Origin of the sequence: Streptomyces sp. RKAG293, assembly GCF_023701745.1 — a bacterium.
Classification (GTDB): Bacteria; Actinomycetota; Actinomycetes; order Streptomycetales; family Streptomycetaceae; genus Actinacidiphila.
Genome location: NZ_JAJOZB010000001.1, coordinates 1,341,312 through 1,367,164, shown reverse-complemented (window position 1 = coordinate 1,367,164; position 25,853 = coordinate 1,341,312). Strand labels below are relative to the sequence as shown.

Sequence of the window (25,853 nt, the reverse complement as noted above, 5' to 3'; positions counted from 1 at the left end):
AAGGTCTGGCACATGTCCCCTTTACCCCGAACCGCGTCGAGCGGCCCGCTGCGCATGCGCGACTTCCGTCTGCTGCTCGCCGGCGCCGCGGCCGGCCAGGTCGGTGCCCAGGTCACCCTGGTCGCGCTGCCCCTGGTGGCGGTCCTCGAACTCAAGGCGCCCGCGTTCCAGGTGGGGCTGCTCACCGCCGCGGAGACCGCCGCGTTCCTGCTGATCGGCCTGCCCGCAGGGGCGCTGGTCGACCGGATGCGCAAGCGCTCGCTGATGATCCGCGCCGACATGGTGCGGGCGCTCGCCATGGCGAGTGTCCCGCTGGCCGCGGTCGCCGACGTCCTGACGATGGTGCAGCTGTACGTCGTCGCCCTGGTCACCGGCGCCGCGACCGTCTTCTTCGATGTGGCCGACCAGAGCTATCTCCCCGAACTCCTGCCCAGGGAACAGCTGATGGCGGCCAACGGAGCGCTGGAGACGGTCCGCTCCTCCGCCCAGGTCACCGGTCCCGGCCTCGGCGGCGGGCTGGTACAGCTGGTCGGGGCGCACCTGGCGATCGGGGCCGACGCGATCGGCTACGTCGTCTCGGCACTGTTCCTGTCGCGCATCGACAAGCCGGAGAGCAAGCCGGAACCGGTGCCGGGCGCTTCGCTGCGCAAGGAGATCGGTGAGGGGCTGCGCTTCGTGCTCGGCCACCGGCTGCTGCGCGTCATCGCGACCAGCACCGGCCTGAGCAACTTCTTCACCGCGATGCTGATGGCCACTCAGACCATCTTCCTGGTACGGGTGATCGGGCTGCAGCCGGCCGCCATCGGTCTGATGCTCTCCGCGTCCGCCGCCGGCGGACTCGCCGGTGCGCTCTGCGCCGGCAGGCTCGCCGCCCGGCTCGGCCAGGCCCGCATCATCTGGCTGTCCGCCCTGGTGACCGGCCCGTTCGCGCTGCTGTGGCCGCTGTCAGGCCGGGGAGCCGCCGCCGTGCTGTTCGCCGTCGGTTCCGGAGTGGTCTCCTTCGGCGCGGTCGTCTACAACGTCGCCCAGGTGAGCTTCCGTCAGACGCTCTGCCCGCCCCGGCTCCTGGGCCGGATGAACGCCACCCTGCGGTTCCTGGTGTGGGGCACGCTGCCGCTCGGGGCCCTGGTGGGCGGCGCCGTGGCCGACGGCTTCGGGGCGCGCGCCGCCCTGTGGGTCTGCGCGATCGGGTTCCTCGTCGTACCACTGCGGCTGCTGCTGTCCCCACTGCGCCGGATGCGCGATCTGCCGGCCGCCCCGGACGACCTCGAGGACGCCGTCGCGGGCGGCTCCGACGCCTCCGCCGGCCGTAGCGAGCCCGCTTCCGTCAGCTGACCCGGTGGGGCGTCCGGCCGGACCCGGGACCCATCGCCCGGCCCGACCACGCCCGGAACCGCCACGCCCGGAACCGCCACGCCCGGAACCGGCACGTCACGGAACGCTCCGTCCCGAACCGCCCTGCCACGTCAGAGAGGATCACATGCCCCGAACCATCACGGGCCAGTACCTGGCCCGCTACCAGCGCGTTGCCGCCGACGACGGCGGTACCTCCCTCCTGCCCGTCACCGGAGCCCAGCGGCGCTTCGTGCTCGTGCGCGCCATGGACCCCTCGGGCCGGCCCGACATCGTCCCGATGTTCTTCGCCTTCCCGGGCGGCACCGTGGATCCGGTACGGCTGCGCGCGGCCGCGAACCGGCTGGCCGCCCTGCACCCCGTGCTGCGCGCCCGCCCGGAGGTGCTGCGCGGCACCCCCGTGCTCCGTCTGACGGAGCCCGACGTACCGGTGGAACACGTCGTCCGCGCCCCCGGCGAGGACGCGGCCACCGCGCTGCGCCGGGTCCTGGCCGGCTGGACCGCGCAGGGCTCGCCGCTGCGGCTGTACCTGGTCCAGGACGGGCCGGCCGCCGGGGACGAGGTGCTCGCCGTCGTCCTTGACCACACCGCGTGCGACGGCCAGTCCCTCGCCCGGATCGTCGAGGAACTCACCGCCGCCTACCGTGACGAGCCGGGATCCGCGGGCCCGGAGCCCGCCGAGGCGGCCGCGGAACTCGCCGCCTACCGGGAGGCGGTCCAGCTGCAGCTCGACGCCGAACAGCGCGCGGGATCCTCCGGCGCGCTGGAGTACTGGGGCGACCGGCTGCGCGTGGTGCACGAACGGGCCCCGCAGCTCCCGCCGCGGACCCCCGTCACCGGCTCCCTGCCCACCGGCGCCGCCGAACTGCGGCTGCCCGCACCGGCGTCCGGCGTACCGTTCCCCGCCCTGCTCGACGCCTGCCGGGCCGCGGCCCGGGTGCTGTACGGGGCCGGCCACGTGCTGCCGATCGGCTACCCGTGGGGCGGCCGCCCGGCCGGCGCACCGCCGGTCCTGGGCTGCTTCCTCAACACCGTGGTCTTCCCGGCCGCGACGGTCGACGTCCCGCACGCCCCGGACGAGACGGCCACCCAGTGGTGGGACGACCTGGACCGGGCCGACACCCCCTTCGACGAAGTGGTGCACGCCGCCCGCTCGGCCGGTTCCCAGTGGTCCGGCCGGCTGGACGGACTGCTGACGGTGGACGACGCCCGGCGCCGTCCCGCGCTGCGGCTCGGCGGGGTGGAGGGCCGTGAGGTGCACATCGACGGCCGGCAGGTGCGCGCCCCGTTCGCGGTCTCCGTCACCCACGGATCCGAACTCCACATCCGGATGGTGTGGGACCGCACGGTGCTCGACGACGCCGCGGCCCGGGACGGGTTCGCCGTCTTCCGCGACGCGGTGCGCGCCCCCGTCCGGGCCGACGTCCCCGTCGGCTGACCCACAAGCCGCACCCGCACCCGCACCCGCACCCGCAGTCACCACCGCACCCACAGCGGCCGCAACCGCCGCAGACGAAGCGGCGCGCGACATCACGCAGTCCCGCCCGTCACGCCGTCACGCCGTAGGGCCGTGACGCCTTGAGGACGCTCTGAACCAGCACGCCCTGAACCAGCACGCCCTGAACCAGCACGTCCTGAACCGTTACTGCCCTGAACCAGCACGGCCGGCCCGGACCGCGTGATCCGCGGACCGGCCGGCGAACCGCGGGCGGAAGCACGACCGTGCCTCCGCCCGCACCCGAAGACACCGACCCGACAACCCCAGGGATCGCCGATGCTCCCCCTCTCTCCGTCGCAGGAGATCGTCTGGCTGCACGAACAAGTGCAGCCCGGCAGCCGCGCCTACAACTTCACCGCCTCCCTCGACCTGTGGGGCACGCTGGACACCGAGGCGCTGCGCCGCGGACTGGCCGCGGCCCTCGACCGCCACCCCGGACTGCGGCTGGAACTCGTGGCGGTCCCCGGCTCGATGCCCATGCAGCGCGCCGCGGACCTCTGCGAGCCGCGGCTGCGCACCGTGGACCTGACCGGGGAGGCGGACCCCGAGGCCGCGTTCGCGCGGCTGCTCCGCACCGAGGCGGAGACCCCGCTCGACACGTACCAGGCGCCGCTGCTGCGCTGGACGCTGGCCCGGCTCGCCGACGACCAGCACCGGCTCATCCACGTCGAGCACCACCTGATCCACGACGGGCACTCCTTCGCGATCCTGCTGGGCGACGTCTTCACCGTCTACCGCGCCCACGTCCTCGGTGAGCCGACCGCGCTGCCGCCCGCCATCTCCTACGTCGACCACGTACGCTCCCTCGACGCGGACGACGACCGGGCGACCGCGGAGCGGCGGTCGAGCCTGGAGTACTGGGCGGCCGAACTGCGCGACGCCTCCTTCGACATGCCGCTGCCCGGTCTGGCACGGCCCGGCGCGCGGCGCCGGCACCACGGCGGGCAGCTGCGCCAGTCGATCGGCGCGGATCTGACGGAGCGGCTGCGCGCCCACACCCTGGACCGCGGACTGACCCCGTTCTCCACGCTGCTCGGGCTCTTCGCCGAACTGCTGCGCCGGCACAGCGGGCGTGAACAGATGGTCGTCGGCACCGCCGTCGGCAACCGCCCGCGCGGCTTCGAGGGCGCCGTGGGCATGTTCGTCAACACGATCCCGCTGCGGCTGCGGCTGGACCCGGCGGCCCCGGCCGAGGACACCATGGACGAGGTGACCGACACCCTCTTCCGTGCCCTGCCGCACCAGGAGGTGCCGGTCCAGGAGCTGACGCGCGCACTGGGCCTGCACACCTCGGGTGCGGACAACCCGCTGTTCAGCGTCATGTTCAGCGCGCACGACGCCGCCCTGCCGGAGATCGACGTGCCCGGTCTGGACGTCACGCTCTTCGAAGGGTTCAACACCGGCACCACCCGCTTCGACCTCGACGTCGTGCTGCTCCCGGACGACCGGCGCGGCGTGAGCCCCCGGCACGGCGCACGCGGCATGACCCTGGTCTGGGACTACGACGCCGACCTCTTCGGCGAGGACACCGCGAAGCTGCTCACCGAGCGCTTCCTGGACCTGCTGCGCGCCTATCTGGACGCTCCCGGCACCCTGCTCGCCGACCTCGCGCTCCCGGCACCCGCCGCCGTACCGGTGCCGGCCGAGCCCGCCGCGTCCTCCGGCCCGGATCCGCTCGACCCGGCCGCCGCCCACGACTCCTCGCTGCCCGCGCTGTTGATCGGCGCCCGCCGGCTGACCTACGGGGACCTCGACGAGCAGGTCGCCGCGGTCGCGCGGCGGATGCTGGCGGCGGGCGTGACGGCCGGTCAGCCGGTCGCCGTCGTGCTGCCGCGCGGCGCCGACTCGGTGGTGGCGCTGCTGGCCTGTCTGCGGACCGGCGCGGTGTACTGCCCGCTCTCCCCGTCCGACCCGGAGTCCCGGCTGGAACTGCTGCTGAACCGGCTGGGTCCGGCGCTCGTGCTCACCTCCGCCGCCGCCGGGGTGACGCTGCCCGCAGGCCTCCCGGTGACCGCGCTCGACGCCGGTTCCTACCCGGCCGCGCGCCCGGCCGCGGTGGTGCCCGGTGCGGCGTACATCATCCACACCTCCGGATCGACCGGCATACCCAAGCCCGTGGCCGTGGGCAGGGCCGCGCTGGAGAACCATCTGACCGGTGCCGCGGACCGGTTCGCGCTGGCGGCCGGCGACCGGGTGCTGCTCTTCGCCCAGCCGTCGTTCGACGTGGCCCTCGAAGAGGTCCTTCCGTCGCTGTACGCCGGCGCCTGCCTGGTCGTACCGGAGCGGGAAGTGCCCACCGGGGCGGAGCTGGCCGAGCTGCTGGCCGCCGCCCGGGTCACCGTCGCGAACCTGCCCACCAGCTACTTCCTCGCCACCCGCGAGGACTTGCGGCCCGCGCTGCGCGACCGCCGCTGGGCGCCGCGGCTGCTGGTGCTCGGCGGTGAGCGCATCCCGGCCGACGCGATGCGCTCGTTCCTGGCCGACACCGACGCCACCGTGCTCAACGTCTACGGCGTGACCGAGGCGGCGATCAGCTCCACCGTGCACGAGATCACCCGCGAGAACCTGGCGGACGGCGCCGAGATCCCCCTCGGCACCGAACTGCCCGGCGAGCGGATCCACGTCCTGGACACGGCACTCCGTCCGCTGCCGGCCGGCGCGGTCGGTGAACTGGCCATCGCCGGAGCCGGTCTTGCCGAGGGCTACGTCGGCAACCCGGAAGCGACCGCGGCTCGTTTCGTGACGATCCCGGCGCTGGGCGGCGAGCGGGTCTACCTCACCGGCGACCTCGGCTACCGGGGCCGCGACGGGCTCCTGCACTTCCTCGGACGGCGGGACAACCAGATCAAACTGCGCGGCTACCGGATCGAGTTGGAGGAGGTGGAGGCCGCCGCCTCCGCCGTGCTCGGCGGCCGGTCCTGCGCGGTCGTCCTGGACCGCGAGGCGGCCGGCGGACCCCGGCTGGTCGGCTTCCTGGAGAGCGCCGACGACCGGGAGCCGTGGGACGAGCAGATGATGCACCTCGAGCTGAGCCACCGGCTGCCGGGCGCGCTCGTCCCCGGCCGCTGGGCGCGGCTGGACGCCATGCCGACGCTGGCCGGCGGCAAGCCCGACCGGGTCGCGCTGGCCCGGCTGGCCGCCGCGCTGGAGCCCACGACCCCCGCGGACGAGGCCGCCCCGGACCTGGACCCGGCCGCGTTCGCCGCCGACCCGGCGCTGGCGCTGCTCGCCGAGGGCTGGAGCGAGGTGCTGGGCCACCGCCGGTTCACCGCGTCCTCGCACTTCTTCCAGATCGGCGGGCACTCCGTGCTCGCCGCGCATCTGGCGGCCTGGCTGGAACCGCGGCTCGGTGAACGGCCGCCGCTGCGGCTGCTGTTCCGCAACCCGGTGCTGGCCGACCAGGCCCGCGCCCTGGACTCGCTCGCCCCCTCGCCCGTCGCCGCGTACGCCGCCGCATCCGCCGCCGCATCCACGCCGAAGGAGTCGTGATGACGAACACCCTGATCACCGACATGACCACCGACACGCTGACCACCCGGCCAAGCGTGGCCCACGGCGCGGCGCTCCCCGCGACCGCCGCCTCCGGCGTGCTCTCCCGCTACGAGGACTGGGTCCGCAGCTCCCCGCAGGCCCCCGCCGTGGTGGACGGCGGCCACACCTGGAGCTACCGGCAGCTGGACGAGGCGGCCGATGAACTCGTCCGCGCACTCGACGGCCGGGTACGTCCCGGCGACATCGTCGGTGTCTGCCTGGACCGTTCGGCCGCGCTCGCCGTCACCGCGATCGCGCTGGCCCGGCTCGGCGCGGTCTATCTGCCGCTGGGCCCCCGCCCCGGAGAGCGCCGCATCGGGGCGGTCACCGAGGACGTCGCGGTGGTCTGCCTGATCGGCGACCCCGCCGTACTGCCCGCGCACCACCAGGCCGCCGAGCGGATCGAACTGCCGCTGCCCGCTGAGGGAACGAACGCCGCGGCCACGGTCGTCGCCGCCTTCGCCCCGCCCGCGGCCGGCGCCCGCCCGGCACCGCCGGAGGCGTTCTACGCCGTACTGACCTCCGGATCCACCGGCCGCCCCAAGACGCTCGCCGTGGCGGAGCCCGCCCTGGCCACGCTGCTCGACTGGTACCGCGCCGAGACCGGCCTGGCCCCCGGCGACCGGCAGTCCCTGCTGATCGGCGTCGCGTTCGACCCGCACGTACTGGAGCTGTGGGCCGGACTGACCTCGGGTGCCGCGCTGGTGCCCGCTCCCGACGCGGTCCGCTGGGACCCCGCCGAGCTCACGGACTGGTGGCGGGACGCCGGGGTGACCGTCTGTGTCGCGGCCACCCCGATGGCGGAGCCGGTGCTGGACCGGCCCTGGCCGCAGGATCTGCCACTGCGTCATCTCGTCGTCGGCGGCGACCGGATGCGCCGCAGGCCCGGCCAGGACGTGACCGCCACCGTCCACAACGCCTACGGGCCGGCCGAGGCCACCGTGATCACCACCACGCACGCCATGCGGCCCACCGACAACGAGCCGGACGACGCGACCGCGCCGCCGATCGGCTCCCCGCTGCCCGGCACCACGGTGGTCGTCGCGGGCCAGGACGGTCGCATCGCCGCCCGCGGCGAGACGGGGGAACTGGTCATCGGCGGCGCCTGTCTGGCGATCGGCTATCTGGACCCGGAGCTCACGGCCCGGCGCTTCACCGCACCGCCCGAGGGGCTGGACGCACCGGGCGTTGACCGTTTCTACCGCACCGGGGACCGGGTGCGGATGCTGGACGACGGGCGGTTGGAATTCCTCGGCCGGCTCGACGACCAGGTGAAGATCAGCGGTGTGCGGATCGAACCGGCCGAGGTGGAGGCCGCGTTCGAGCACGACCCGGACGTACGCAGCGCGGTCGTGACCGCGCCCCGCTCCGCCGACGGCCGCACCCGGCTGGTGGCGTTCGTGCTGCCGTCGGCCGGCGCCGCCCCGACCGCGGACGCCCTGCTGTCGGCGGTCCGGGTCTGGCTGCCCGAGCAGGCGGTCCCCTCGACCGTACGGATCGTCGAGGCCTTCCCGCTGGACGCCAACGGCAAGGTGGACCGCGCCGCGCTGCTCGCCGGTGAGGTGGCCGCGTCCGGCCCGACCGCCGGCACTGTCGCTCCGGACGACACCGCGACGGACAGCGAACGGCTCGTCCTGCGGGTGGTCCGCGACCTGCTCGACCGCCCGGACGCCGCGCTGGAGGACGCCTTCACTTCGGTGGGCGGCACCTCGATCATCGCGGCCCGGCTGCTGGCCGCCATCGAGCGCGAGACGGGCACCAGGCTGCGCGCACCCGAGGTGCTGCGGCAGCCGGACCTCCGCGCGGTGGCCGCCGTGCTCGACAAGCGCCGCGCGGCCGCGTCACCGGCGGTGGTCTGAGATGACGGCCTCCTCCCCGCGGATCCCCGACGTCCGGAAGACCCCGACGACCGGAAGGACAACCCCGTGACCGCCCTGCCCGCCCTGGTGGCCCGGCACGCCGAACGGACCCCGCACGCGCTGGCCGTGATCGACGGCGACACCACCCTGACGTACCGGCAGCTCGTGACCTCCGCCCGCTGTCTGGCCGCGCACCTGCACACCTACGGGGTGCGCCCCGGCGACCGGGTGGCGCTGCTGATGCCGCGCTCGGCCCGCACCCTGGTCACCCAGCTCGCCCTGTGGTGGGTGGGCGCGGCCTGCGTACCGCTCGACCCGGCGCACCCGCGCCCCCGTATCGAGGCGATGCTCGCCGACTCCGGGACGACGCTGACCGTCGGCGACAGCAAGCTGCTCGCGTCCGCTTCCGGTACCGGAGTGACGCTGGCGCTGCCCGAGGACCCGCTGCTGTCCGGCGAGGAGATACCCGCCGCCGACACCGGCCCGGACGCGACGGCGCTCGTCCTGTTCACCTCGGGCTCCACCGGCCTGCCCAAGGGCGTGACCGTCACGCACGGCGGCATCGCCGGACTCGTCACCGACCCGGGTTACGTCACCGTCACCGCCCGGGACCGGGTGCTGTTCCACTCGCCGACGACGTTCGACGCCTCGACCTTCGAGGTGTGGGCGGCCCTCGCCAACGGCGCCTCCGTCGTGGTGTGCACCACCGAGCGGCCGTCGTTCGAGGACCTCGCGCAGCACGTCGAGCGGTACGGCGTGACCGTCGCCTTCTTCACGACCGCACTGTTCCACCAGCTCGCCGCCCGCCGCTCCCGGCTGTTCTCGGTGCTCCGCACCGTCGTCGTGGGCGGTGAGGCGATGGCCGCCCAGCAGGCCCGCGCGGTACTGCGCGCGTTCCCCTGGCTGGAACTGGTCAACGGCTACGGCCCGACCGAGACGACCACCTTCGCCACCACCCACCGCGTCACCGACGCGGACTGCGAAGGACCGGTGCCGATCGGCCGCCCGTGCGCGGGAGCCACGGCCCATGTGCTGGACGAGGCGGGCCGGCCGGTCGCGGACGGTGCACGCGGTGAGCTGTGGATCGGCGGCAGTCGGCTCGCGAACGGCTACGCCGGACGACCGGAGCTGACCGCCGAGCGGTTCGTGGAGCACGCCTCGCTGGGCCGGCTCTACCGCACCGGCGATCTGGTCTCGTGCCGCCAGGACGGCGTGCTGGAGTTCCACGGCCGTGCCGACGACCAGGTCAAGGTGCGCGGCTTCCGGATCGAACCGGGCGAGATCGAACACCTGCTGCGCGAGCAGCCCGAGGTGGACGACGCCGCCGTCACCGTACGGCGGCCCGCGGCGGACGACGCCCGGCTGGCCGCCTTCGTGGTGGCGGCGCCCGGACCCGTGCCCCGCGCCGAGACCCTGCGGACCCGGCTCGCCGAACAACTGCCCGCGCACCTCGTCCCGGACGAGCTGACCTTCGTCGAACGGCTCCCGCTGACCGTGTCCGGGAAGGTCGACCGCCGTGCGCTCGCCGACCTGCGCGGCGTCACCGCCACCGAGGACCGTGCGGAGCCGCTGACCCCGCTCCAGCAGGCCGTCGCCGAGGTGTGGAGCCACGCACTCGGCTGCGAAGTGGCCCGGGCGGACGCCGACTTCATCGCCTACGGCGGCCACTCCCTCCTCGCGCTGATCGTCACGGACGACCTGCGCGAGGAGCTGGGAGTGACGCTGTCGCTGCCCGACTTCTTCGCCGCTCCCACCGTCGCCGGCCACGCCGCGCTCGTCGAACGCGCCCTGCTGGCCAACCACAGCGACCTCCACCCCGACGCGCCGGAGGACACCGATGGCCACTGACACCCACCCCAGCTCCGCCGCCCTGCAGGAAGAGCTGCTGCGCCGGGCCCGCGCCCGTAAGAACGCCCGCCCGGCCGAACCGGCGCCCGCCGCCCGTGGCCAGGGGCCCACACCGCTGTCCCACGCCCAGCGCCGCATGTGGCTGATGGACCGGCTCGGCCAGGGCGGCTCGCTGTACAGCGTGCCGTTCGCCACCCGGCTGCGCGGGCCGCTCGACCTGGACGCCCTGGGCACCGCGCTGACCACGCTCGTCCAGCGCCACGAGATCCTGCGCACGCGCTACGGGCAGCACGGCGACGAGCCGTACCAGGAGACGCTTCCCGCACCGGACGCGATCGCCGTGCCGGTGATCGACGCCGTCGGTGACGGCCTGTCCGCCCTCGCCGAGGAGGCACGCCGACCGTTCGACCTCGCCGCCGGCCCCCTGCCGCGCGCCCTGGCGCTGCGGCACGGTCCGCAGGACCACACCGTATTGGTGACGTTCCATCACATCAGCATCGACGGCGGGTCGTTGGAGACCGTCGCTGCCGAACTGGCCGAGCTGTACGCGGCGGCCGTCGGCGGGACCCCGTGCGAGCTGACCCGGCCGCCGCAGTACGCGGACTTCGCGGTCCGCGAGCACGCGGCGGCCGGCCGGCTCGACGAAGGGCTCGCGCACTGGACGCACCGGCTGGCGGGCGCCGCCCCGCTGCGCCTGCCCCGCCCCGCGCTGCCCGCCGCCGACCTGACCGCACGGCCCGCCGCCGTGCACAGCACGCCGCTGGACGAGGAGGTGCTGCCCGCTCTGCGCGAGCTGGGCCTGCGGCACCGGGCCACCCTGTTCACCGTGGCCCTCGCCGCCGCCTTCGCCGCACTGCACCGCTTCACCGGCGAGGACGACCTGGTGATCGGCTGCGCCGGCACCCACCGCGAGGGCGCCGCCATGCGCGGCCTGGTCGGTCTGTGCGTCAACACCCTGCCCATCCGGGTGGAGCTGTCAGGCGACCCGGAGTTCGGGACGCTGGTGGACCGGGTGCGGGATGCCCTGCTGGAGGCACAGCAGTACCGTGACGTGCCGTTCGACCTGGTCCTGGAGCGGCTCGGCGCCGCCGCCCGGGACGCCGACGGCACACCGCTGGTCCGGGTCACCGCCGATGTGCTGGGCGAGCCCACCGCGCTCCGGCTGCCCGGTCTGGCCGCGGAACCGGTCGACGTGGCGCTCGGCGAGGCCAAGTTCGACCTGTCGTTCGGCCTGTCCGACACCGGTTGTCCCACCGGCCTGGTCCAGTACGGCCGGGCCGCCCTCGACGACGCGGCGGGGGAGCGGCTGGCGGACGGCTTCGCCGGACTGCTGGCCGCGGTCGCCGCAGACCCGGAGCTCCGGCTGTCCCGGCTGCCCGGCGGTCCGCCGGTTCTCCCGGCCGCCGGCACCCCGGCCACCGACGGTCATCCGGCGGAAGTGCTGCTGCACGCACACCCGTTGGTGGCCGACGCCGCCGTGCCGGCCCCGGCCGGCGGACCGCTGCTGGCCTACGCCGTCCTGCGCGGGACCGGCGGGCCCTCGCCCGTCGAACTCCGCTCGCACCTGCGGGCCGGCCTGAGCCGTGAACTCGTCCCGGCAGCAGTGACGTTGCTGGACGCGATGCCCCGTACCGCCGACGGCACCCTGGACACGGCCCGGCTGCCCGGCGCCCCGCCCGCGCCCGCACCGAGCGGCGTCCGTGCCGACGCGGTGACGGCGGCGTTCACGGCGCTGCTGGGCCGCGTCCCCGGCGCTGACGACGACTTCTTCGTACTCGGCGGCCACTCGCTGATCGCCGTTCAGCTCGCCGAGCGGCTGCGCACCGGACTCAAGCTGCCGCTGACCGGCCTGGACGTCATGGAGCACCGCACTCCGCGAGCGATCGCGACGCTGCTGGACGCGCGGGAGACAGAACGGGAACGGCTGGCGGCCGCGACCGGCACACCGGCGACCCGCACCCGGCGGACCCGTGAGGGCACGGTCCTGGTGACCGGCGGCACCGGCGGTGTCGGCGCCTTCGTCCTGCGCGAACTGGCCGCCAGGGGACGGCCGGTGCTGGCGCTGTCCCGGCCCGAGTCGGCACACCTGGTCGCGGGGGAGGGCGTGGAGGTCGTCGAGGGCGATCTGACCGACCTGGACGGGCTGCGCGCCGCCGTCGGGAGGGCGGACGCGGTGATCCACGCAGCCTGCACCTTCACCCGTCCCGAGGTGGACGTGGCGGCGATGGCCGCGATGGTGGAGGCCTGGAACCGCGGCCCGTTCGTCTTCGTCAGCAGCGTGGACGCCTACGGCCGGCCCAGCGGCCCGCGGGTGGCCGAGGAAGCGGCGGCGGAGCGGCCGCTGAGCGCGTACGGGCAGGCGAAGCTCGACTGCGAGCAGCTGCTGATGCGGGCGGCGGGCACCGGCGGCCGGGGCGGGGCGAGCGTCGTGCGCTCGCCCATCGTCTGGGGTCCGCACGACCGGTTGCGCGACCAGCTGCGCTGGGGCGCGACCGGGCTGCTCTACCAGGCGGCCCTCGCCGGGGAGCCGATCGACCTGCCGCGGCCTGGCACCGCCGGCCACGACTGGTACGGCGCCCCATGGGTGCACGCCGCCGCCCTGGCGCGCGCGGTCACCGACTGCCTGGGCACCCCGGTGCACGGGGTGGCCAACGCGGTGAGCGGACATGTCGGCTGGCCCGAGCTGGCCGCCGAGCTGAAGGGGCTTCTCGGCAGCGACAGCGAGATCCGGCTGGTCGACCGGGTGCACCCGGACCTCGACCACCGATGGCACTACGGTTCCGGCCGGCTGGCCACCGCGCTGGACGAGCGGCCCGGCGAGGACCGGCACTCCGTACTCGCCGCGATGACCGGCTCCGCCGGGCGTTGATACCCGGAGGAGCCGCGGCGGTCCGCGCGGCTCCTCCGTACGGCCGGATCCCCTCTTCGCACGCGCCCTCACATCCGGGACTTCACCGGCGGGCGGCACCGTATACGGTGATCCCGTGCCGAAGAACGAGAACGTGTTCTCCTCCTGGGCGGCCTGGCGCCGCCGCACCGCCTCCCGTCTGGTCCACCGTGGATGGCGGTGGGTGCAGAACGCGGGCGCGGTGACCGCGCAGCGCCCCGGCCCCTACCGCTTCCGCAGCTTCGGCACGGGCTCGCGGCTGGCGTTCCCGCTCGGCACGGTCTTCGGCGAGCAGTGGATCGAGATCGGGGAGCACTGCGTGGTGGGCGAGCAGGTGACCCTCACCGCGGGCATGATGCCGGACCTGGACCTCGGCCCCGATCCGGTCCTGCGGCTCGGCAACGGCGTGGTGCTCGGCCGCGGCAGCCACGTGGTGGCCTCGGCGCCGGTGGTCTTCGGCGACAACATCTTCGCCGGCCCCTATGTGTACGTCACCAGCGACAACCACTCCTACGACGACCCCCACGAGCCGGTCGGCAAGCAGTGGCCGCGCTCGGCGCCCGTCGAGATCGGGTCCGGCAGCTGGCTGGGCACGGGAGCGGTCATCCTGCCCGGCGCCCGGCTGGGCCGCAATGTGGTGGTCGCGGCCGGCGCGGTGGTGCGGGGGGACGTGCCCGATCACGCGGTGGTCGCGGGCGCTCCCGCCAGGATCGTCCGCCGGTGGGACCCCGAGGCCGGCTGGCAGCCCCCGCTGCGGACGCCGCCGCCGGTGCCGATACCCGAGGGGATCACCCCCGAGCAGCTGATGGCGCTCGCCGGGGTCGAGGACGGGCCGGGGACACTCGACGACCGGACGGACCGGGCGGACCGCGCGCCGGATCCGGCGGTTTGAGGGCCTGCTCGCGGCCCGGCTATCCCGCCGCGAGCAGGATCGTGCCGGCCATCGCGAGTCCCGCGCCCGCCGCCTGGATCGCGAGCAGCCGTTCCTTGAGGAAGCCCCGGGCGGCGAGCGCCGTCACCACCGGGTAGAGCGAGGCGAGTACCGCGGCGACGGTGACCGGGCCGTGCTGGGCGGCCAGCGAGTACGTGCCGTTCGCCGCGACGTCCGCGAGGCCGACCAGGGTGAGCGCCGGCATGGCGGCCCACACCACGGCCATGCCGCCTTCGGGGGCGGCGGCCGGGTCACGCCGTACGGCCACGGCCAGCGCCGCTCCGCCGACCAGTGAGTTGCACACCCGCTGGACGAAGAGCGCGAGGAACAGTCCGGTGAGCGTCGATGACGCCTCGGCGATCAGCGCGAACACCGAGCCGAAACCGAAGGCGGCGACGAGGGTGAGCAGCACCGTCTGCCGCTGCACGGGCGCGCCGCGCAGCTGCGGGCCGCCGGCCAGGACGACGCCGACGACGGCCACCGCGATCCCGCCGTACTGCAGCAGCCCGGGGCGTTCGCCGAGCGTCAGCCCGACGCCGAGCGGTATCACGACGCCGACGGTGGCCAGCGGCGAGACCACACCCATCGGGCCCTGGGCGAGGGCCTTGTAGAAGCAGATCATCGCGACGGGTCCGACGACACCGGCGGCGACGGCGTACCAGAGCTGCGGGCCGATCTCGCTCCACGCCCCGGTCGCCACGACGATGACGCCGAGGACGATGGCGGCGGCGATCTGCGAGGCGACGACCACGACGAGCGCAGGCAGCCGGCGGGTGAGCAGCCCGCCTCCGAAGTCGGCGAGCCCCCAGAGCAGGCTGGTGGCGAGCGCGAGAACCGCTGTCATGGGACTTCCCCCGCAGTACAGTGTGATGAACGTGTTGGTACACCACACCGTAGTGCACTCAAATGAACTCTGTCATTCATAATATTGGACGGAAGCGTGCCGGACCTCGAAATCGTCGCCCAGTCGCTCGCCCGCAACGTCAAACGACTGCGGCTGGAGCGCGGATACAGCCTCGACGCGCTCGCCGCCCGGGCGGGCGTCAGCCGGGGCATGATCATCCAGATCGAGCAGGCCAGGACCAACCCCAGCATCGGCACCGTGGTGCGCATCGCCGACGCCGTCGGCATCAGCATCGCCAACCTCCTGGACTACGCCGACAGCCCCCAGGTCCGGCTGGTCCCCGCCGACCGCGCCGTACCGCTGTGGAGCACCCCGGCCGGCAGCTACGGCACGCTCCAGGCCGGCACCGAGGCACCCGGCCCGCTGGAACTGTGGTCCTGGCGGCTCATGCCCGGCGAGGGCCACGACTCCGACGCCCACCCGCCCGGCAGCGCCGAACTGATCCGGGTGGACGCGGGCGAGCTGACGCTCGTCGTCGAAGGCCAGGAGTACCGCGTCCCCTCCGGGACCACCGCGAGCTTCGACGCCCATGTGCCGCACGGCTATCACAACGCGGGTCAGGTCCCGGCCGAGATGACGCTCGCGATCGCCGTCCCGCCGCCCAGGTGACGCCTGTTACGTTTCCAGGTATGCGCGCACCGATCGGCAATTTCGACGAAGCCCACCCCGCCACCGAACGGCTCGACCTGCTCCCGGCTCCGGTGGCCGCCGCGGTGACCGCCGAGGTGCTCTACGTCGACACCGACCCCGAGAAGGCCGACACCGCCGTCTTCGTCGAGACCTACGGCGCCGACCTCCTGGACGCCTCGGCGAACTGCGTGGTCGTCGCGGGCAAGCGCGGCCAGGACGTCACGCTCGCCGCGTGCCTGGTGCTCTCCACCACCCGCGTCGACGTCAACGGCGTGGTCCGGCGCCATCTCGGCGCCCGCAAGGCCTCGTTCGCTGCGATGGACGCCGCGACCGGCGCCACCGGCATGGAGTACGGCGGCATCACCCCCGTCGGCCTGCCCGGTGACTGGCCGCTGCTCATCGACGCGGCCGTCGTCGACGCCCCGTACCTGGTGATCGGCAGCGGCGCCCGGCGCGGCAAGCTGATCGTGCCGGGCAAGGTACTCGCCGCCCTGCCGGGCGCGGTCGTCCTCGAAGGCCTCGGTATCTGAGCGGCTGCGGTCAGCGCCGGTCCGGCGGCCCGCCGGACCGGTCCTCGTCCGCCGCGTGCAGGGACCGGTGCAGCCGCCGTCCCGCCCGCACCACGATCACACCGACGCCCACCGCGACCACCGCCGCCAGCACCTCACCCCACCAGTGGTCGGGCAGCACCCCGAGCAGCACCGCGAAGACCCCGAAGGCCAGCACGAAGCCGAGCACCGGCAGGGCGTAGAACCACAGATCGGCGTAGGTCTTCTCATCGAGCCCGAAGGGCGGCGGCGGAGGCTTTCGGTCCTTGCTCACCCCGCCACCGTAGGCTTCCTGGCCCGGTATCGCGCGTCAGCCGAGGCGCGGAATCTCGATCGCCGGGCAGCGGTCCATGACCATCTCCGCGCCGGCCGCCCGCGTCCGCTCGAACGCGGCCTCGTCGATCACCCCGAGCTGGAACCACACGGCCTTCGCCCCGGCCGCGACCGCCTCATCGGCGACCGCGCCCGCCAGCTCGGAATTGACGAAGACGTCGACCACGTCGACCGGGAACGGAATGTCGGCGAGCGAGGCGTACCCTTGCTCGCCGTGCACGGTCTCGGCCTTGGGGTGGACGGGAACGATCCGCTTGCCGAAGCGCTGCAGCACCCGCGCGACCCCGTAGGCGGCCCGTGCCTCGTTGTTCGACAGACCGACCACCGCCCAGGTGTCACCCGTCCCGGTCAGGATCTTCCGTACCGTCGCAGCATCGCCGTACACGTCGTCCTCCAGAGGGTGTCCCGCTCGTCGTGCCTGGTCAACGAGCGACCGGCCCGGCCCATTCCCGGCTGGCGGCATAGGGTGGCCGGATGGTGGACCGGTATCTGACGGTGGGGCGCGAGGGCGTGCACGAGAGCGAGATCAAGCGCTCGCGCTTCCTGTGCGCGCTGGCGCCCGCGGGCAGCGAGCAGGCCGCGCAGGCGTTCATCCAGAAGATCCGCAAGGAGCACCCGGGCGCGACCCACCACTGCTTCGCCTACGTCATCGGAGCTGAGGGCCGCCTCCACAAGGCCAGCGACGACGGTGAACCCGGCGGCACCGCGGGCACCCCCATGCTGCAGGTACTGCTGCGCCGCGAGGTGCGCGATGTCGTCGCCGTCGTCACCCGCTACTACGGAGGGGTCCAGCTCGGCGCCGGCGGGCTGGTGCGTGCCTACGGCGGCGCCGTGTCCGCCGCGCTCGACGAACTGGGCACCGTCGAACGGCAGCGCCTCGCACTGCTGACGGTCGCGGCCGACCACCAGCGGGCGGGCAGGCTGGAGAACGACCTGCGGTCGGCCGGGCGGACGGTGCGCGGGGTGCGGTACGGCGCCGATGTACGGATCGACATCGCGCTGCCCGAGTCCGAGGTGGCGGCGTTCCGCTCCTGGGTCGCCGACAGCACCTCCGGTGCCGCCACGGTGGAGGCCGGCGGCACCGAATTCGTCGACGTCTAGCCCGGAACCTGTTGTCGCAAGAACGGCGTCAGCCCAGTTCGAGGCTGGTGACGCCGTACATCCCGGCCTGATCGGTCTCCGGCACCGGACCGGTGTACATCCGGGCGGTCTCGAAGGACGGCGCCAGGCCGAGCTGTTCCATGAGGTGCACCGCCGGCTTGTTGATGTCGGGCACGTCGATCGACACCGGCTCGCCCGGCACGGTCGCCGCCAGCGCGCCGACCAGGGCGCCCGCCACCTCCGGCGCGTCCGCGTGGACCGGCCCGATGCGCGAGGCCTCGCGGCACGCGCGCAGCACGGCGAGACCCTGCAGCTCTCCGTCGCGCACCGCGGCCAGCGCGGTGCGCTGGGGTGCCGCGATCCAGGTGGCCAGGAAGCTGTCGCGGGGCGCCGGGAAGAAGCGGCGGTCGTAGGCGGCGAGTTGGTCGAAGGGCAGGGTGCGGGCGTCCACCAGGGTGACGCCGGCCGGCGCCGGCGCGTCCGCGGCCGGAGTGCCTTCGTAGCGGATGTTGTTCCAGGCGGAGCGGAAACCGGACTTGCGATAGTTCTCCTGCTGGGCCACCACCCCGTCGAGCCCGACGTTGCGCCCGGCGAGCCGCGCCATGCCGGCGCGCCAGAGCTGGATGCCGTAGCCCTGGCCGCGCAGCGACGGCTGGGTGATGTAGAAACCGAGGAAGCCGAAATCGGTGCCGTACCGGACGACCGAGACGCAGGCGACCGGATCACCGTCGAGGCGGCCGATCAGGAAACCGTGCGGATCGGCCGCGAAGAAGGCGGAGCCGTCGGTGCGGCCCGGGTTCCAGCCCTCCGCGGCGGCCCAGTCCGCCATCAGCCCGATGTCGGCGGCGCTCGCGGCCGTGATCTCGAATGTCGGCACTTCTCACTCCAAGGGCGTCGGTGGCGGGGCGTGTTCGGTACTGGTTCACCCCTGGCGTGATCGTTTCGTAACGGACCGGATCACGGCAATACCGCCCGCCGTCCGGCCCCGGCACCGATGACAAACCGAGGTCCGTGGTGGATGAGAGGCGTCCGGGCGCTAGCGTGGTCGGTGCCGACAGCTGGACCCCAGGCTGGTCCGGTGCGGGTTCTGGGGTGGAGGAGAGATAAACGTGCAGGTCGGAGCACCCCAGTGAGACTTCTGCACACATCCGACTGGCATCTGGGACGCTCGTTCCACCGCGAGAGCCTGCTCGCCGCCCAGGCGGCCTTCCTCGACCACCTCGTCCGTACGGTCCGCGACGAGGCCGTCGACGTGGTGCTCGTCGCGGGCGACATCTACGACCGGGCGGTGCCGCCGCTGTCCGCCGTCGAGCTCTTCGACGACGCCCTGCACCGGCTCGCCGACCTCGGCGTCCCGACGGTGATGATCTCCGGGAACCACGATTCGGCCCGGCGGCTGGGCGTCGGCGCAGGGCTCATGGGCCGCGCCGGCATCCACCTGCGCACCGACCCGGCCGGCTGCGCGGTCCCCGTCGTCCTGCCGGGCGCCACCGGCGACACCGTGCTGTACGGGCTGCCCTACCTCGAACCGGCGCTGGTCCGCGCCGAGTTCGACGCCGAGCGGGCCGACCACACCGCCGTGCTGGGCGCGGCCATGGACCGGGTACGCGCCGATCTCGCCACCCGCCCGGCCGGCACCCGCTCGGTGGTGCTGGCGCACGCCTTCGTCACCGGGGGCGCGCCGAGCGACAGCGAGCGCGACATCACCGCGGGCGGGGTGGAGGCCGTGCCCGCCGAGATCTTCGCGGGCGTGGACTATGTGGCGCTCGGCCATCTGCACGGCTGCCAGACGATCACCGAACGGGTCCGGTACTCCGGCTCGCCGCTGGCGTACTCCTTCTCCGAGGAGCGGCACCGCAAGAGCATGTGGCTGGTCGACCTCGACCCGGACGGCTCCGTGACCGCCGGGCGCGTCGACTGCCCGGTGCCGCGCCCGATCGCCCGGATCCGCGGCCACCTGGACGACCTGCTCGCCGATCCGGCGCTGGAGCGTCATGAGGACGCCTGGGTCGAGGCCACCCTCACCGACGCGCTGCGCCCGCCGGAACCGATGGCGGCCCTGGCCAAGCGCTTCCCGCACGTGCTCAGCCTCGCCTTCGACCCCGAGAACTCCGGCACCGACCCGGCGGTCTCCTACGCCCAGCGGCTGCGCGGCCGCACCGACCAGCAGATCGCCGAGGACTTCGTGGCCCACGTCCGGGGCTCGGGCCCCGACGGGCGGGAACGGACGGTGCTGCGCGAGGCCCTGGACGCGGTACGCGCGCACCACGCAAGGACGGAAACGTAAGCGATGCGGCTGCACCGGCTCGACCTCACCGCCTTCGGCCCCTTCGCGGGCACCGAGAGCGTCGACTTCGACGAACTGTCCTCGGCCGGACTGTTCCTCCTGCACGGCGCGACCGGGGCGGGGAAGACCTCCATCCTCGACGGCGTCTGCTTCGCCCTGTACGGCGACGTCCCCGGCAGCCGGCCGGCCAGCCGGCTGCGCAGCGACCACGCCGACGCCACCCTCAGTACCGAGGTGGTCCTCGAACTGCACGTCGGCGGCCGGCACCTGGAGATCACCCGGCGGCCCGAGCAGCAGCGCCCGAAGAAGCGCGGCTCCGGGACGACGCAGGAGAAGGCCGTCACGCTGCTGCGGGAGCGCAGCGACGGCGAGTGGCGCGCGCTGTCCAAGTCCCACCAGGAGATCGGTGAGGAACTCAAGCAGCTGATCGGGATGAGCCGGGAGCAGTTCTGCCAGGTGGTGCTGCTGCCGCAGGGCGAGTTCGCCAACTTCCTGCGGGCCACCGCCGCCGAACGCGGCGCCTTGCTGGGCCGGCTCTTCGACACCCGCCGCTTCAAGGCCGTCGAGGAGTGGCTCAAGGAGCGCCGCCGCGCCGCCGAACAGCGGATCCAGACCGGTGACCAGGAGCTGGACAACCTGGCCGGACGCCTCGCCCAGGCGGCGGGCCCGGGGGCCGAGCCGCTGGACGGCTGGCTGCCCGAGGAGGTACCGGCGCGCGCACCGGCGGTCCTCTCCGACCTGGCCGCGCCGATCCTGCAGTGGGCGGCCGTGCTGCGCTCCACCGCGCGCGAGCGCCACGACATCGCCGTGAGCGCGCTGGAGCTGGCCGAACAGGCCCACCTGCGGGCCCGCGACGAGGCCGGCGCCGTCCAGGAGCTGTACGGCCTGCAGCAGCGGTACGCCGCCGCCCGCCGCCGGGCCGACGGCATCGCCGGGGCGCAGTCGGAACGTGACGAGCAGCGTGCCCGGCTGGAGCGGGCGCACCGCGCCTCCGGTGTCGAATCGGCCCTGGAACTGCGCGAGAAGGCCGCGACACAGCACCAGCAGGCGCTCGCGGCCCGGCGCACCGCGCGGGCGCAGCTCCCCGCCGACCTCGCCGAGGCGGCCGCGGAGCAGCTGACCACGACCGCCAACCAGCTGCGCGAGGAGCTCGGATCGCTCACCGAGGCCGGTGAGCTGGAGCAGCGCGCCGCCGAACTGGCGGTCCGGCGCGACCGGTTGGAGGCCGAGGCGCGCGGTGACGACGAGGCCGTACAGGAGGCCGACGGCTGGCTGGCGGGCTGGGAGCCGGAACGGCTGCGGCTGCAGCGCCGTGTCGACGACGCGCAGACCGCCGCGGCCCGCGCCGGAACGCTGGACGCCGAACGCGACCAGGCCCGCCGCCGCCTCGACGCGGCCCGGGAGCGCGACCGTTACGCCCATGCCCTGACCGTGGCCGAGGACCGGCACCGCGCCGCCCGGGACCGGGCCGCCGACACCCGCGAGGCCTGGCAGGACGCCCGCGAAGCGCGGATCTCCGGCATCGCCGCGGAACTGGCCGCCGCCCTGGTGCCCGGAGAGAACTGCCGGGTGTGCGGCTCCGCGGAACACCCCGAGCCGGCTCGCCCCTCCGACCGGCAGGTCACCCGCGAGGACGAGGACGCCGCCTACGCCGCCCATCAGAGCGCGTCCGCCGCGCAGAGCGCTGTCCAGGACGAGCTGAGCCGCGCGCGGGCCGGGCGGGACGCGGCCCTGGCGGCGTCCGGCGACACCCCTGTGGATGAACTGGCCGCCGCGTACACCGCGTTGGACGGCGAGTACGTGCTCACGGTGCGCGCCGCCGCCGACACCCACGCCGCCCGCGAGGCGCTCGGCGAGGCCGAGCGGGAACACGACCGCAGGACCGCGGAGCGGCACGAGGCCCTGAGCCGGGCCGCGGCGCGGACCTCGCGGCGCGAGGAACTCGACGAGCAGTACGAGCGCATCGCCGAGCAACTGTCGCGGGCGCGCGGCGGCTTCGCCACCGTGGCCGCCCGCCGATCGCAACTGGCCCGGCACGTCGAGGTGCTGGCGACGGCCGCGCAGGCCGTCGACCGGGAGCACGATGGGGCCCAGCGGCTGAAGGAGGCCGACGCGGCACTGTCCGACGCGGCGTTCCGCGCGGGGTTCGACACCCCCGCCGACGCGGCCCGCGCGCTGTACGCGCCCGACCGGCGGCTGCGGCTGGAGCACCTCGTGGCGCAGTGGCGTGACGAGGAGGCAGCCGTCACCGCCGATCTGGCCGCGCCGGGCCTCGCGGCCGCCGCCGCGCTGCCGGCCGCCGATCCCGCGCGGGCGCGGGCGGCCGTCGACACCACGACCGCCCGGCTGCGCGAGGCGGCCGCCGCGCACGCCGCCGCGCAGACCCGCGGCGCCGACCTCGACCGGCTCGGGGCGCAGGCCGCCGCGAAGGCCGCGGAACTCGCCCCGGCCCGCGCCGAGTACGCCCGCATCCGGCGGCTGGCGGACCTGTCGGCCGGCACCTCCACCGAGAACCAGCTGAAGATGGAACTGGAGACCTACGTCCTGGCCGCCCGGCTGGAACAGGTCGCCGCGGCGGCCAGCGTCCGGCTGCAGCGCATGTCGTCGGGCCGCTACACCCTCGTCCACAGCGACGCCAGGAGTGCGGGCCGCTCCCGGTCCGGGCTGGGCCTGAGGGCCGTCGACGCCTGGACGGGCACCGAGCGCGACACCTCGACGCTGTCGGGGGGCGAGACGTTCTCCGCCTCCCTGGCGCTGGCGCTCGGCCTCGCGGACGTCGTCACCGACGAGGCGGGCGGCACCCGGCTGGACACCCTCTTCATCGACGAGGGCTTCGGCAGCCTCGACGAGCAGACCCTGGACGAGGTGCTCGACGTCCTGGACGCGCTGCGCGAACGGGACCGCGCCGTCGGCATCGTCAGCCACGTCGCGGACCTGCGGCAGCGGATTCCCGCCCAACTACGCGTCATAAAGGGCCAGTCGGGCTCCACTGTCGCGCAGGGCCCGTCCGGGCGCGCCGCTGCCCGTGCCACCGCCCCCGTCACAACGTGAGCGGGCGGCGGGACAGCGGCGAGGAGTAGACGATGCTGGTGGTGACCGATCCGAGGCCCGAGATCCGGCCGGCGGTCTCCTCCAGATGCCGCATCGAGCGGGCCGCCACCTTCATGACGAAGCAGTCGTCGCCCGTGACGTGGTGCGCCTCCAGGATCTCCGGCGTCGACGCCAGCAGGTCGTGGAACGGCTTGTAGTTTCCGGTCGGATACCGCAGCCGCACCAGGGCCAGGATCGGCAGACCGACCCGGTCGTGGTCGATGACCGCCGAATAGCCGGTGATCACCCCGGACTCCTCCAGCCGGCGGACCCGCTCGGTCACCGCACTGGGCGACATCGCGACGGCCCGCGCCAGCTCGGCGTAACTGGCCCGGCCGTCACGCTGCAGGGCTTCCAGGATGCGCCAGTCGGTGGCGTCGAGGGATTCACTGGTCATGACCGATGAATAGCAGGGGAAACCCCGGCTGGGCAAGAAAACCGCCGGGGAATCTCACTTCACGGTCCTGTCCGGATTCCGTAGATTTTCCGCCATGACACAGCTGATCGTTTCCGAGAACCCCGTCCTCCGCGTCCCCCCGGCCGCGCCCGCCGACGCAGCCGCCTACTTCGCCGCCAGCTTGGCCTTCCACGCCGACGTCTCCGACGTCGCGGCCGGTCTGCAGGCCGAGCACGCCGGCTTCGTCGTCGTCGACTCCCGCAGCACCGCGTCCTGGGACCAGGGCCACGTACCGGGCGCCGTGCACCTCCCGACCGCCCGGATCCCACAGCTCGCCGCGGAGTTCCTGGACCGCTCGGTCCCGGTCGTCGTGTACTGCTGGGGCCCCGGCTGCAACGGCGCGACCCGCGCCGCCCACGCCCTGGCGACCCTCGGCTATCAGGTCAAGGAGATGCTCGGCGGCATGGAGTACTGGATCCGCGAGGGCTACGCCTTCGAGACCTCCGAGGGCGAAGCCCGCCACGAAGCGGACCCCCTCACCGCCCCGGTCGACGCCGCCTGCGGCTGCTGACCGGCCGTGCGGCCGCGGTTTCAGGAGTCCCCGCCGCCCGTGACGATCCAGGAACGACGCGCCAGCTCGGAGAACTGCGTGTGCGCCGGCTGCCGGCCGGCGTGCCGCAGCGCCCAGTCCTGAGCCGTCGAGAGACTGTCCTGCAACGACGACGTCTCCAGACACCGGACACACTGCAACTCGAACACGGCGGGCGTGTCCTCCGCCCGGTGCCGCTGAAGCGTCAGCCCGCGCGCGGCCCTCATCGTCAGCCACCCCGCTTCCGCGCGCGGTCCTCGACCACCCGCGCTTGAAGCCGATCGCCGGTCGTCGCGGGAACGATGTCCTGGGGGTCCGCCTCCCACTCCCTGCCACCGTTGGGCGGCCGCAGCTGCACGAGTGAGTTCAGGCGATCCATGACGTAGCCGAGCCGGTCTGCGGCCTTGTCGATCACGAGCGCGCCGATCTCCGGCGCGTTCCCTTCATCCATGGTGACCCCCGACGGGACGCTGGCGCTGCCGTGTGCGGCGCCTGAGCGGCCGTCATACATCGACCGTAGGGAGGCCAGCTGGAGCACTTCAACGTTGTTGCACGGGATTGCATCACTTCATCCCAAGGCATCAATCGCGGATGTGATCAGAGTCCGAGCGGCCGACCCATAGACGGCCAATTCCTGCATGCTGGTGAACGCATGCCCGTACGTCGCGATATCGCCGGGGGCCACCACGTTCACGAAGGCGGTCAGCAACTCCACCTGCACCGAGTCGTCATCGAAGATCATGAACGTCTCGAGTGGCCACATCCCGCGCTGCGCCGTGAACGGGACGATGCCCAGCGCTACCGACGGAAGCGACATGATGGCCAGCAGGTGGCCCAGTTGGCCGGCCATGACCGATGGGTCGGCGATCCTGTTGCGCAGTACCGATTCCTCCACGAGAAATGCGAAGGTGTGTCGCGGCGCATGGATCACCCTCGATCGCGCCATGCGCGCCGCGACAGCCGACGAGACGTCGTCGGGCGTCCCCTGAAACGCCGTGATGGCGTTGAGGAGCGCCGACGCATATCCGGGGGTCTGCAAAAGTCCCGGTACGACGTTGGAGCAGTAGACGCGGAACGTTCGCGTTCTCTCGTAGAGCGGGACCATGGCGTTCTGGCTGTGCCGAAGGCCATCGCGATGGATCCGACGCCACTCGACATACAGCGAATCCACGGACCGGTTGGCCGCGACGAGGTCCGGGGCTCGCTCCTTCGCACCGCACGCCGTGCACCAAGCGTGGATATCCGCGTCCGACGGAGGCGTCTTGGCGTTCTCGATACGCGACACCTTGGCAGGGCTCCAGCCGCAGCGGGCGGCCAGAGCCTTGCCGGAGAGCCCCCCGTCGCGTCGGATCTCCCCGAGACGCGCGGCCAACGATCTACGCGCCTCCTGAGCGCTGGACGAAGGGGACGCGGGCATGATCCGACTGTACGTTGACTATGGGGACTGGAGGACGAACTCGGCGTGGGGGATGGCCCGTTCCCACACGGCGGCAAAGGCATCGGCGCACATCGCCACCGTGCGTGGGTCCTCCGTGTAATCGGGATCCACGAGCGATCCGTCACCCGCGAACAAGTTGAAGCGGACGGCGCGATCGTCGATCAGCCAGAAGTCGTTGCCCGGCAGCGCGAGATCGGACGCGAGGCGGCGCGGCAGCCAAGCCACCCGCTCTCCGGCGCCGACGTTCCAGTCCGTTGCCGCGTGCTCGAACCGGATGTATTCCGAGACCGGCTCGGACACGACGCGTGCTCGGCGCACCTCCACGCCGCGGGCCACGGTCTCCGCTACGAGATCCGTCCACGGTCGCCAGTACGCCTCGGCCCGTCCGCCCTCCCAGCGTCGCCCCGCGCTCTGCCAGAGAGCGAACTCCTCGGCTTCGCTCTCGACGGCATAGGAGTCGTGCATCTCCAGGTGACCCACACCGTCGGGCAGTTGCCCTGTCCGGTATCGGGATCGATCCCAATGAACCGCAGTGCCATGCCAGGCTCCTATGCCTAGTCGATTGCGTCAGGTTGCACGACCATCACCTATTCGGCAGCGGGCGTCAATTACGCAGGGTGATCAACCGA

22 protein-coding genes are annotated in these 25,853 nt (G+C 73.8%); 13 read left to right on the top strand and 9 right to left on the bottom strand.

All coding sequences use genetic code 11. The annotated features are described in order from the left end of the window. Window positions 1-12: 12 nt before the first annotated feature. The 7 genes from LNW72_RS06035 to LNW72_RS06005 all read left to right on the top strand — a co-directional run bounded on the left by LNW72_RS06035 (window position 13) and on the right by LNW72_RS06005 (window position 13,868). Window positions 13-1,335: an MFS transporter gene (locus LNW72_RS06035; protein WP_250974420.1), complete on the top strand. Its 1,323-nt coding sequence runs from the start codon at window positions 13-15 to the stop codon at window positions 1,333-1,335. Window positions 1,336-1,480: 145 nt separating this feature from the next. Further along, a complete protein-coding gene (locus LNW72_RS06030) occupies window positions 1,481-2,791 on the top strand; it encodes a non-ribosomal peptide synthetase (protein WP_250974419.1) in 1,311 nt (436 codons plus the stop codon). Between the two features lie 336 nt (window positions 2,792-3,127). Next, window positions 3,128-6,340: an amino acid adenylation domain-containing protein gene (locus LNW72_RS06025; RefSeq protein ID WP_250974418.1), complete on the top strand. Its 3,213-nt coding sequence runs from the start codon at window positions 3,128-3,130 to the stop codon at window positions 6,338-6,340. After that, window positions 6,340-8,241: a non-ribosomal peptide synthetase gene (locus LNW72_RS06020; RefSeq protein WP_250974417.1), complete on the top strand. Its 1,902-nt coding sequence runs from the start codon at window positions 6,340-6,342 to the stop codon at window positions 8,239-8,241. Before LNW72_RS06025 ends, LNW72_RS06020 begins: the two co-directional genes overlap by 1 nt. 66 nt (window positions 8,242-8,307) lie before the next feature. Continuing rightward, on the top strand, window positions 8,308-10,089 hold the full coding sequence (locus tag LNW72_RS06015) for a non-ribosomal peptide synthetase (RefSeq protein ID WP_250974416.1): 1,782 nt from the start codon (window positions 8,308-8,310) through the stop codon (window positions 10,087-10,089). Then, the gene (locus LNW72_RS06010) at window positions 10,079-12,958 is read left to right on the top strand and encodes a condensation domain-containing protein (protein ID WP_250974415.1); all 2,880 of its coding nucleotides are present in this window, start codon (window positions 10,079-10,081) and stop codon (window positions 12,956-12,958) included. The genes LNW72_RS06015 and LNW72_RS06010 overlap by 11 nt, the downstream gene beginning before the upstream one ends. Before the next feature lie 115 nt (window positions 12,959-13,073). Next, entirely contained in the window at window positions 13,074-13,868 is a 795-nt protein-coding gene (locus LNW72_RS06005) for an acyltransferase (RefSeq protein WP_250974414.1), read from the top strand. 19 nt (window positions 13,869-13,887) lie between these two features. Here LNW72_RS06005 and LNW72_RS06000 read toward each other — a convergent pair whose 3' ends face one another. Next, entirely contained in the window at window positions 13,888-14,751 is an 864-nt protein-coding gene (locus tag LNW72_RS06000) for an EamA family transporter (RefSeq protein WP_250974413.1), read from the bottom strand. A 96-nt stretch (window positions 14,752-14,847) separates the two neighbouring features. Here LNW72_RS06000 and LNW72_RS05995 point away from each other — a divergent pair, with 96 nt between their 5' ends. Together LNW72_RS05995 and LNW72_RS05990 are read left to right on the top strand one after the other, a co-directional pair. Further along, on the top strand, window positions 14,848-15,420 hold the full coding sequence (locus LNW72_RS05995) for an XRE family transcriptional regulator (protein ID WP_250974412.1): 573 nt from the start codon (window positions 14,848-14,850) through the stop codon (window positions 15,418-15,420). Between the two features lie 20 nt (window positions 15,421-15,440). Further along, complete coding sequence (locus tag LNW72_RS05990) at window positions 15,441-15,971, top strand: YbaK/EbsC family protein (RefSeq protein WP_250974411.1); 531 nt, start codon at window positions 15,441-15,443, stop codon at window positions 15,969-15,971. Window positions 15,972-15,981: 10 nt separating this feature from the next. On the opposite strand, the gene LNW72_RS05985 is transcribed toward LNW72_RS05990, so the two are convergent. Together LNW72_RS05985 and LNW72_RS05980 are read right to left on the bottom strand one after the other, a co-directional pair. Further along, on the bottom strand, window positions 15,982-16,263 hold the full coding sequence (locus LNW72_RS05985; protein WP_250974410.1) for a hypothetical protein: 282 nt from the start codon (window positions 16,261-16,263) through the stop codon (window positions 15,982-15,984). Between the two features lie 36 nt (window positions 16,264-16,299). Beyond that, window positions 16,300-16,707, bottom strand: coding sequence for a CoA-binding protein (locus LNW72_RS05980; RefSeq protein ID WP_250974409.1), 408 nt, complete (start codon window positions 16,705-16,707; stop codon window positions 16,300-16,302). 89 nt (window positions 16,708-16,796) lie between these two features. On the opposite strand from LNW72_RS05980, the gene LNW72_RS05975 reads away from it, so the two are divergent. Further along, window positions 16,797-17,423, top strand: coding sequence for a YigZ family protein (locus tag LNW72_RS05975; RefSeq protein WP_250974408.1), 627 nt, complete (start codon window positions 16,797-16,799; stop codon window positions 17,421-17,423). A 28-nt stretch (window positions 17,424-17,451) separates the two neighbouring features. On the opposite strand, the gene LNW72_RS05970 is transcribed toward LNW72_RS05975, so the two are convergent. Continuing rightward, window positions 17,452-18,300: a GNAT family N-acetyltransferase gene (locus tag LNW72_RS05970; protein WP_250974407.1), complete on the bottom strand. Its 849-nt coding sequence runs from the start codon at window positions 18,298-18,300 to the stop codon at window positions 17,452-17,454. 252 nt (window positions 18,301-18,552) lie between these two features. Here LNW72_RS05970 and LNW72_RS05965 point away from each other — a divergent pair, with 252 nt between their 5' ends. After that, entirely contained in the window at window positions 18,553-19,710 is a 1,158-nt protein-coding gene (locus LNW72_RS05965; RefSeq protein ID WP_250974406.1) for an exonuclease SbcCD subunit D, read from the top strand. Between the two features lie 3 nt (window positions 19,711-19,713). Continuing rightward, window positions 19,714-22,761 carry an AAA family ATPase gene (locus LNW72_RS05960; protein ID WP_250974405.1) on the top strand — a complete coding sequence of 1,016 codons (3,048 nt, stop codon included), beginning with the start codon at window positions 19,714-19,716 and terminating at the stop codon, window positions 22,759-22,761. Here the strand turns inward: LNW72_RS05960 and LNW72_RS05955 are convergent. After that, entirely contained in the window at window positions 22,751-23,197 is a 447-nt protein-coding gene (locus LNW72_RS05955) for an Lrp/AsnC family transcriptional regulator (protein WP_138357223.1), read from the bottom strand. The two genes, LNW72_RS05960 and LNW72_RS05955, sit on opposite strands and share 11 nt — an antisense overlap. A gap of 94 nt (window positions 23,198-23,291) precedes the next feature. Here LNW72_RS05955 and LNW72_RS05950 point away from each other — a divergent pair, with 94 nt between their 5' ends. After that, window positions 23,292-23,768: a rhodanese-like domain-containing protein gene (locus LNW72_RS05950; protein ID WP_250974404.1), complete on the top strand. Its 477-nt coding sequence runs from the start codon at window positions 23,292-23,294 to the stop codon at window positions 23,766-23,768. Between the two features lie 20 nt (window positions 23,769-23,788). Here LNW72_RS05950 and LNW72_RS05945 read toward each other — a convergent pair whose 3' ends face one another. The 4 genes from LNW72_RS05945 to LNW72_RS05930 are packed head-to-tail and all read right to left on the bottom strand — an operon-like array spanning window position 23,789 to window position 25,716. After that, window positions 23,789-24,013 carry a hypothetical protein gene (locus LNW72_RS05945; protein ID WP_250974403.1) on the bottom strand — a complete coding sequence of 75 codons (225 nt, stop codon included), beginning with the start codon at window positions 24,011-24,013 and terminating at the stop codon, window positions 23,789-23,791. 2 nt (window positions 24,014-24,015) lie between these two features. Then, a complete protein-coding gene (locus LNW72_RS05940) occupies window positions 24,016-24,297 on the bottom strand; it encodes a hypothetical protein (RefSeq protein WP_250974402.1) in 282 nt (93 codons plus the stop codon). A 57-nt stretch (window positions 24,298-24,354) separates the two neighbouring features. Continuing rightward, a complete protein-coding gene (locus LNW72_RS05935) occupies window positions 24,355-25,203 on the bottom strand; it encodes a helix-turn-helix transcriptional regulator (RefSeq protein ID WP_250974401.1) in 849 nt (282 codons plus the stop codon). Between the two features lie 18 nt (window positions 25,204-25,221). After that, a complete protein-coding gene (locus tag LNW72_RS05930; protein WP_374117401.1) occupies window positions 25,222-25,716 on the bottom strand; it encodes a DUF6879 family protein in 495 nt (164 codons plus the stop codon). Window positions 25,717-25,853 lie beyond the last annotated feature (137 nt).

Bases quoted from the DNA above. Each gene is read 5' to 3' on its own strand.
- LNW72_RS06035 (WP_250974420.1), top strand. From the start codon at position 13: ATGTCCCCTTTACCCCGAACCGCGTCGAGCGGCCCGCTGCGCATGCGC.
- LNW72_RS06030 (WP_250974419.1), top strand. From the start codon at position 1,481: ATGCCCCGAACCATCACGGGCCAGTACCTGGCCCGCTACCAGCGCGTT.
- LNW72_RS06025 (WP_250974418.1), top strand. From the start codon at position 3,128: ATGCTCCCCCTCTCTCCGTCGCAGGAGATCGTCTGGCTGCACGAACAA.
- LNW72_RS06020 (WP_250974417.1), top strand. From the start codon at position 6,340: ATGACGAACACCCTGATCACCGACATGACCACCGACACGCTGACCACC.
- LNW72_RS06010 (WP_250974415.1), top strand. From the start codon at position 10,079: ATGGCCACTGACACCCACCCCAGCTCCGCCGCCCTGCAGGAAGAGCTG.
- LNW72_RS06000 (WP_250974413.1), bottom strand. From the start codon at position 14,751: ATGACAGCGGTTCTCGCGCTCGCCACCAGCCTGCTCTGGGGGCTCGCC.
- LNW72_RS05990 (WP_250974411.1), top strand. From the start codon at position 15,441: ATGCGCGCACCGATCGGCAATTTCGACGAAGCCCACCCCGCCACCGAA.
- LNW72_RS05975 (WP_250974408.1), top strand. From the start codon at position 16,797: ATGGTGGACCGGTATCTGACGGTGGGGCGCGAGGGCGTGCACGAGAGC.
- LNW72_RS05960 (WP_250974405.1), top strand. From the start codon at position 19,714: ATGCGGCTGCACCGGCTCGACCTCACCGCCTTCGGCCCCTTCGCGGGC.
- LNW72_RS05955 (WP_138357223.1), bottom strand. From the start codon at position 23,197: ATGACCAGTGAATCCCTCGACGCCACCGACTGGCGCATCCTGGAAGCC.
- LNW72_RS05950 (WP_250974404.1), top strand. From the start codon at position 23,292: ATGACACAGCTGATCGTTTCCGAGAACCCCGTCCTCCGCGTCCCCCCG.
- LNW72_RS05945 (WP_250974403.1), bottom strand. From the start codon at position 24,013: ATGAGGGCCGCGCGCGGGCTGACGCTTCAGCGGCACCGGGCGGAGGAC.
- LNW72_RS05940 (WP_250974402.1), bottom strand. From the start codon at position 24,297: ATGTATGACGGCCGCTCAGGCGCCGCACACGGCAGCGCCAGCGTCCCG.
- LNW72_RS05935 (WP_250974401.1), bottom strand. From the start codon at position 25,203: ATGCCCGCGTCCCCTTCGTCCAGCGCTCAGGAGGCGCGTAGATCGTTG.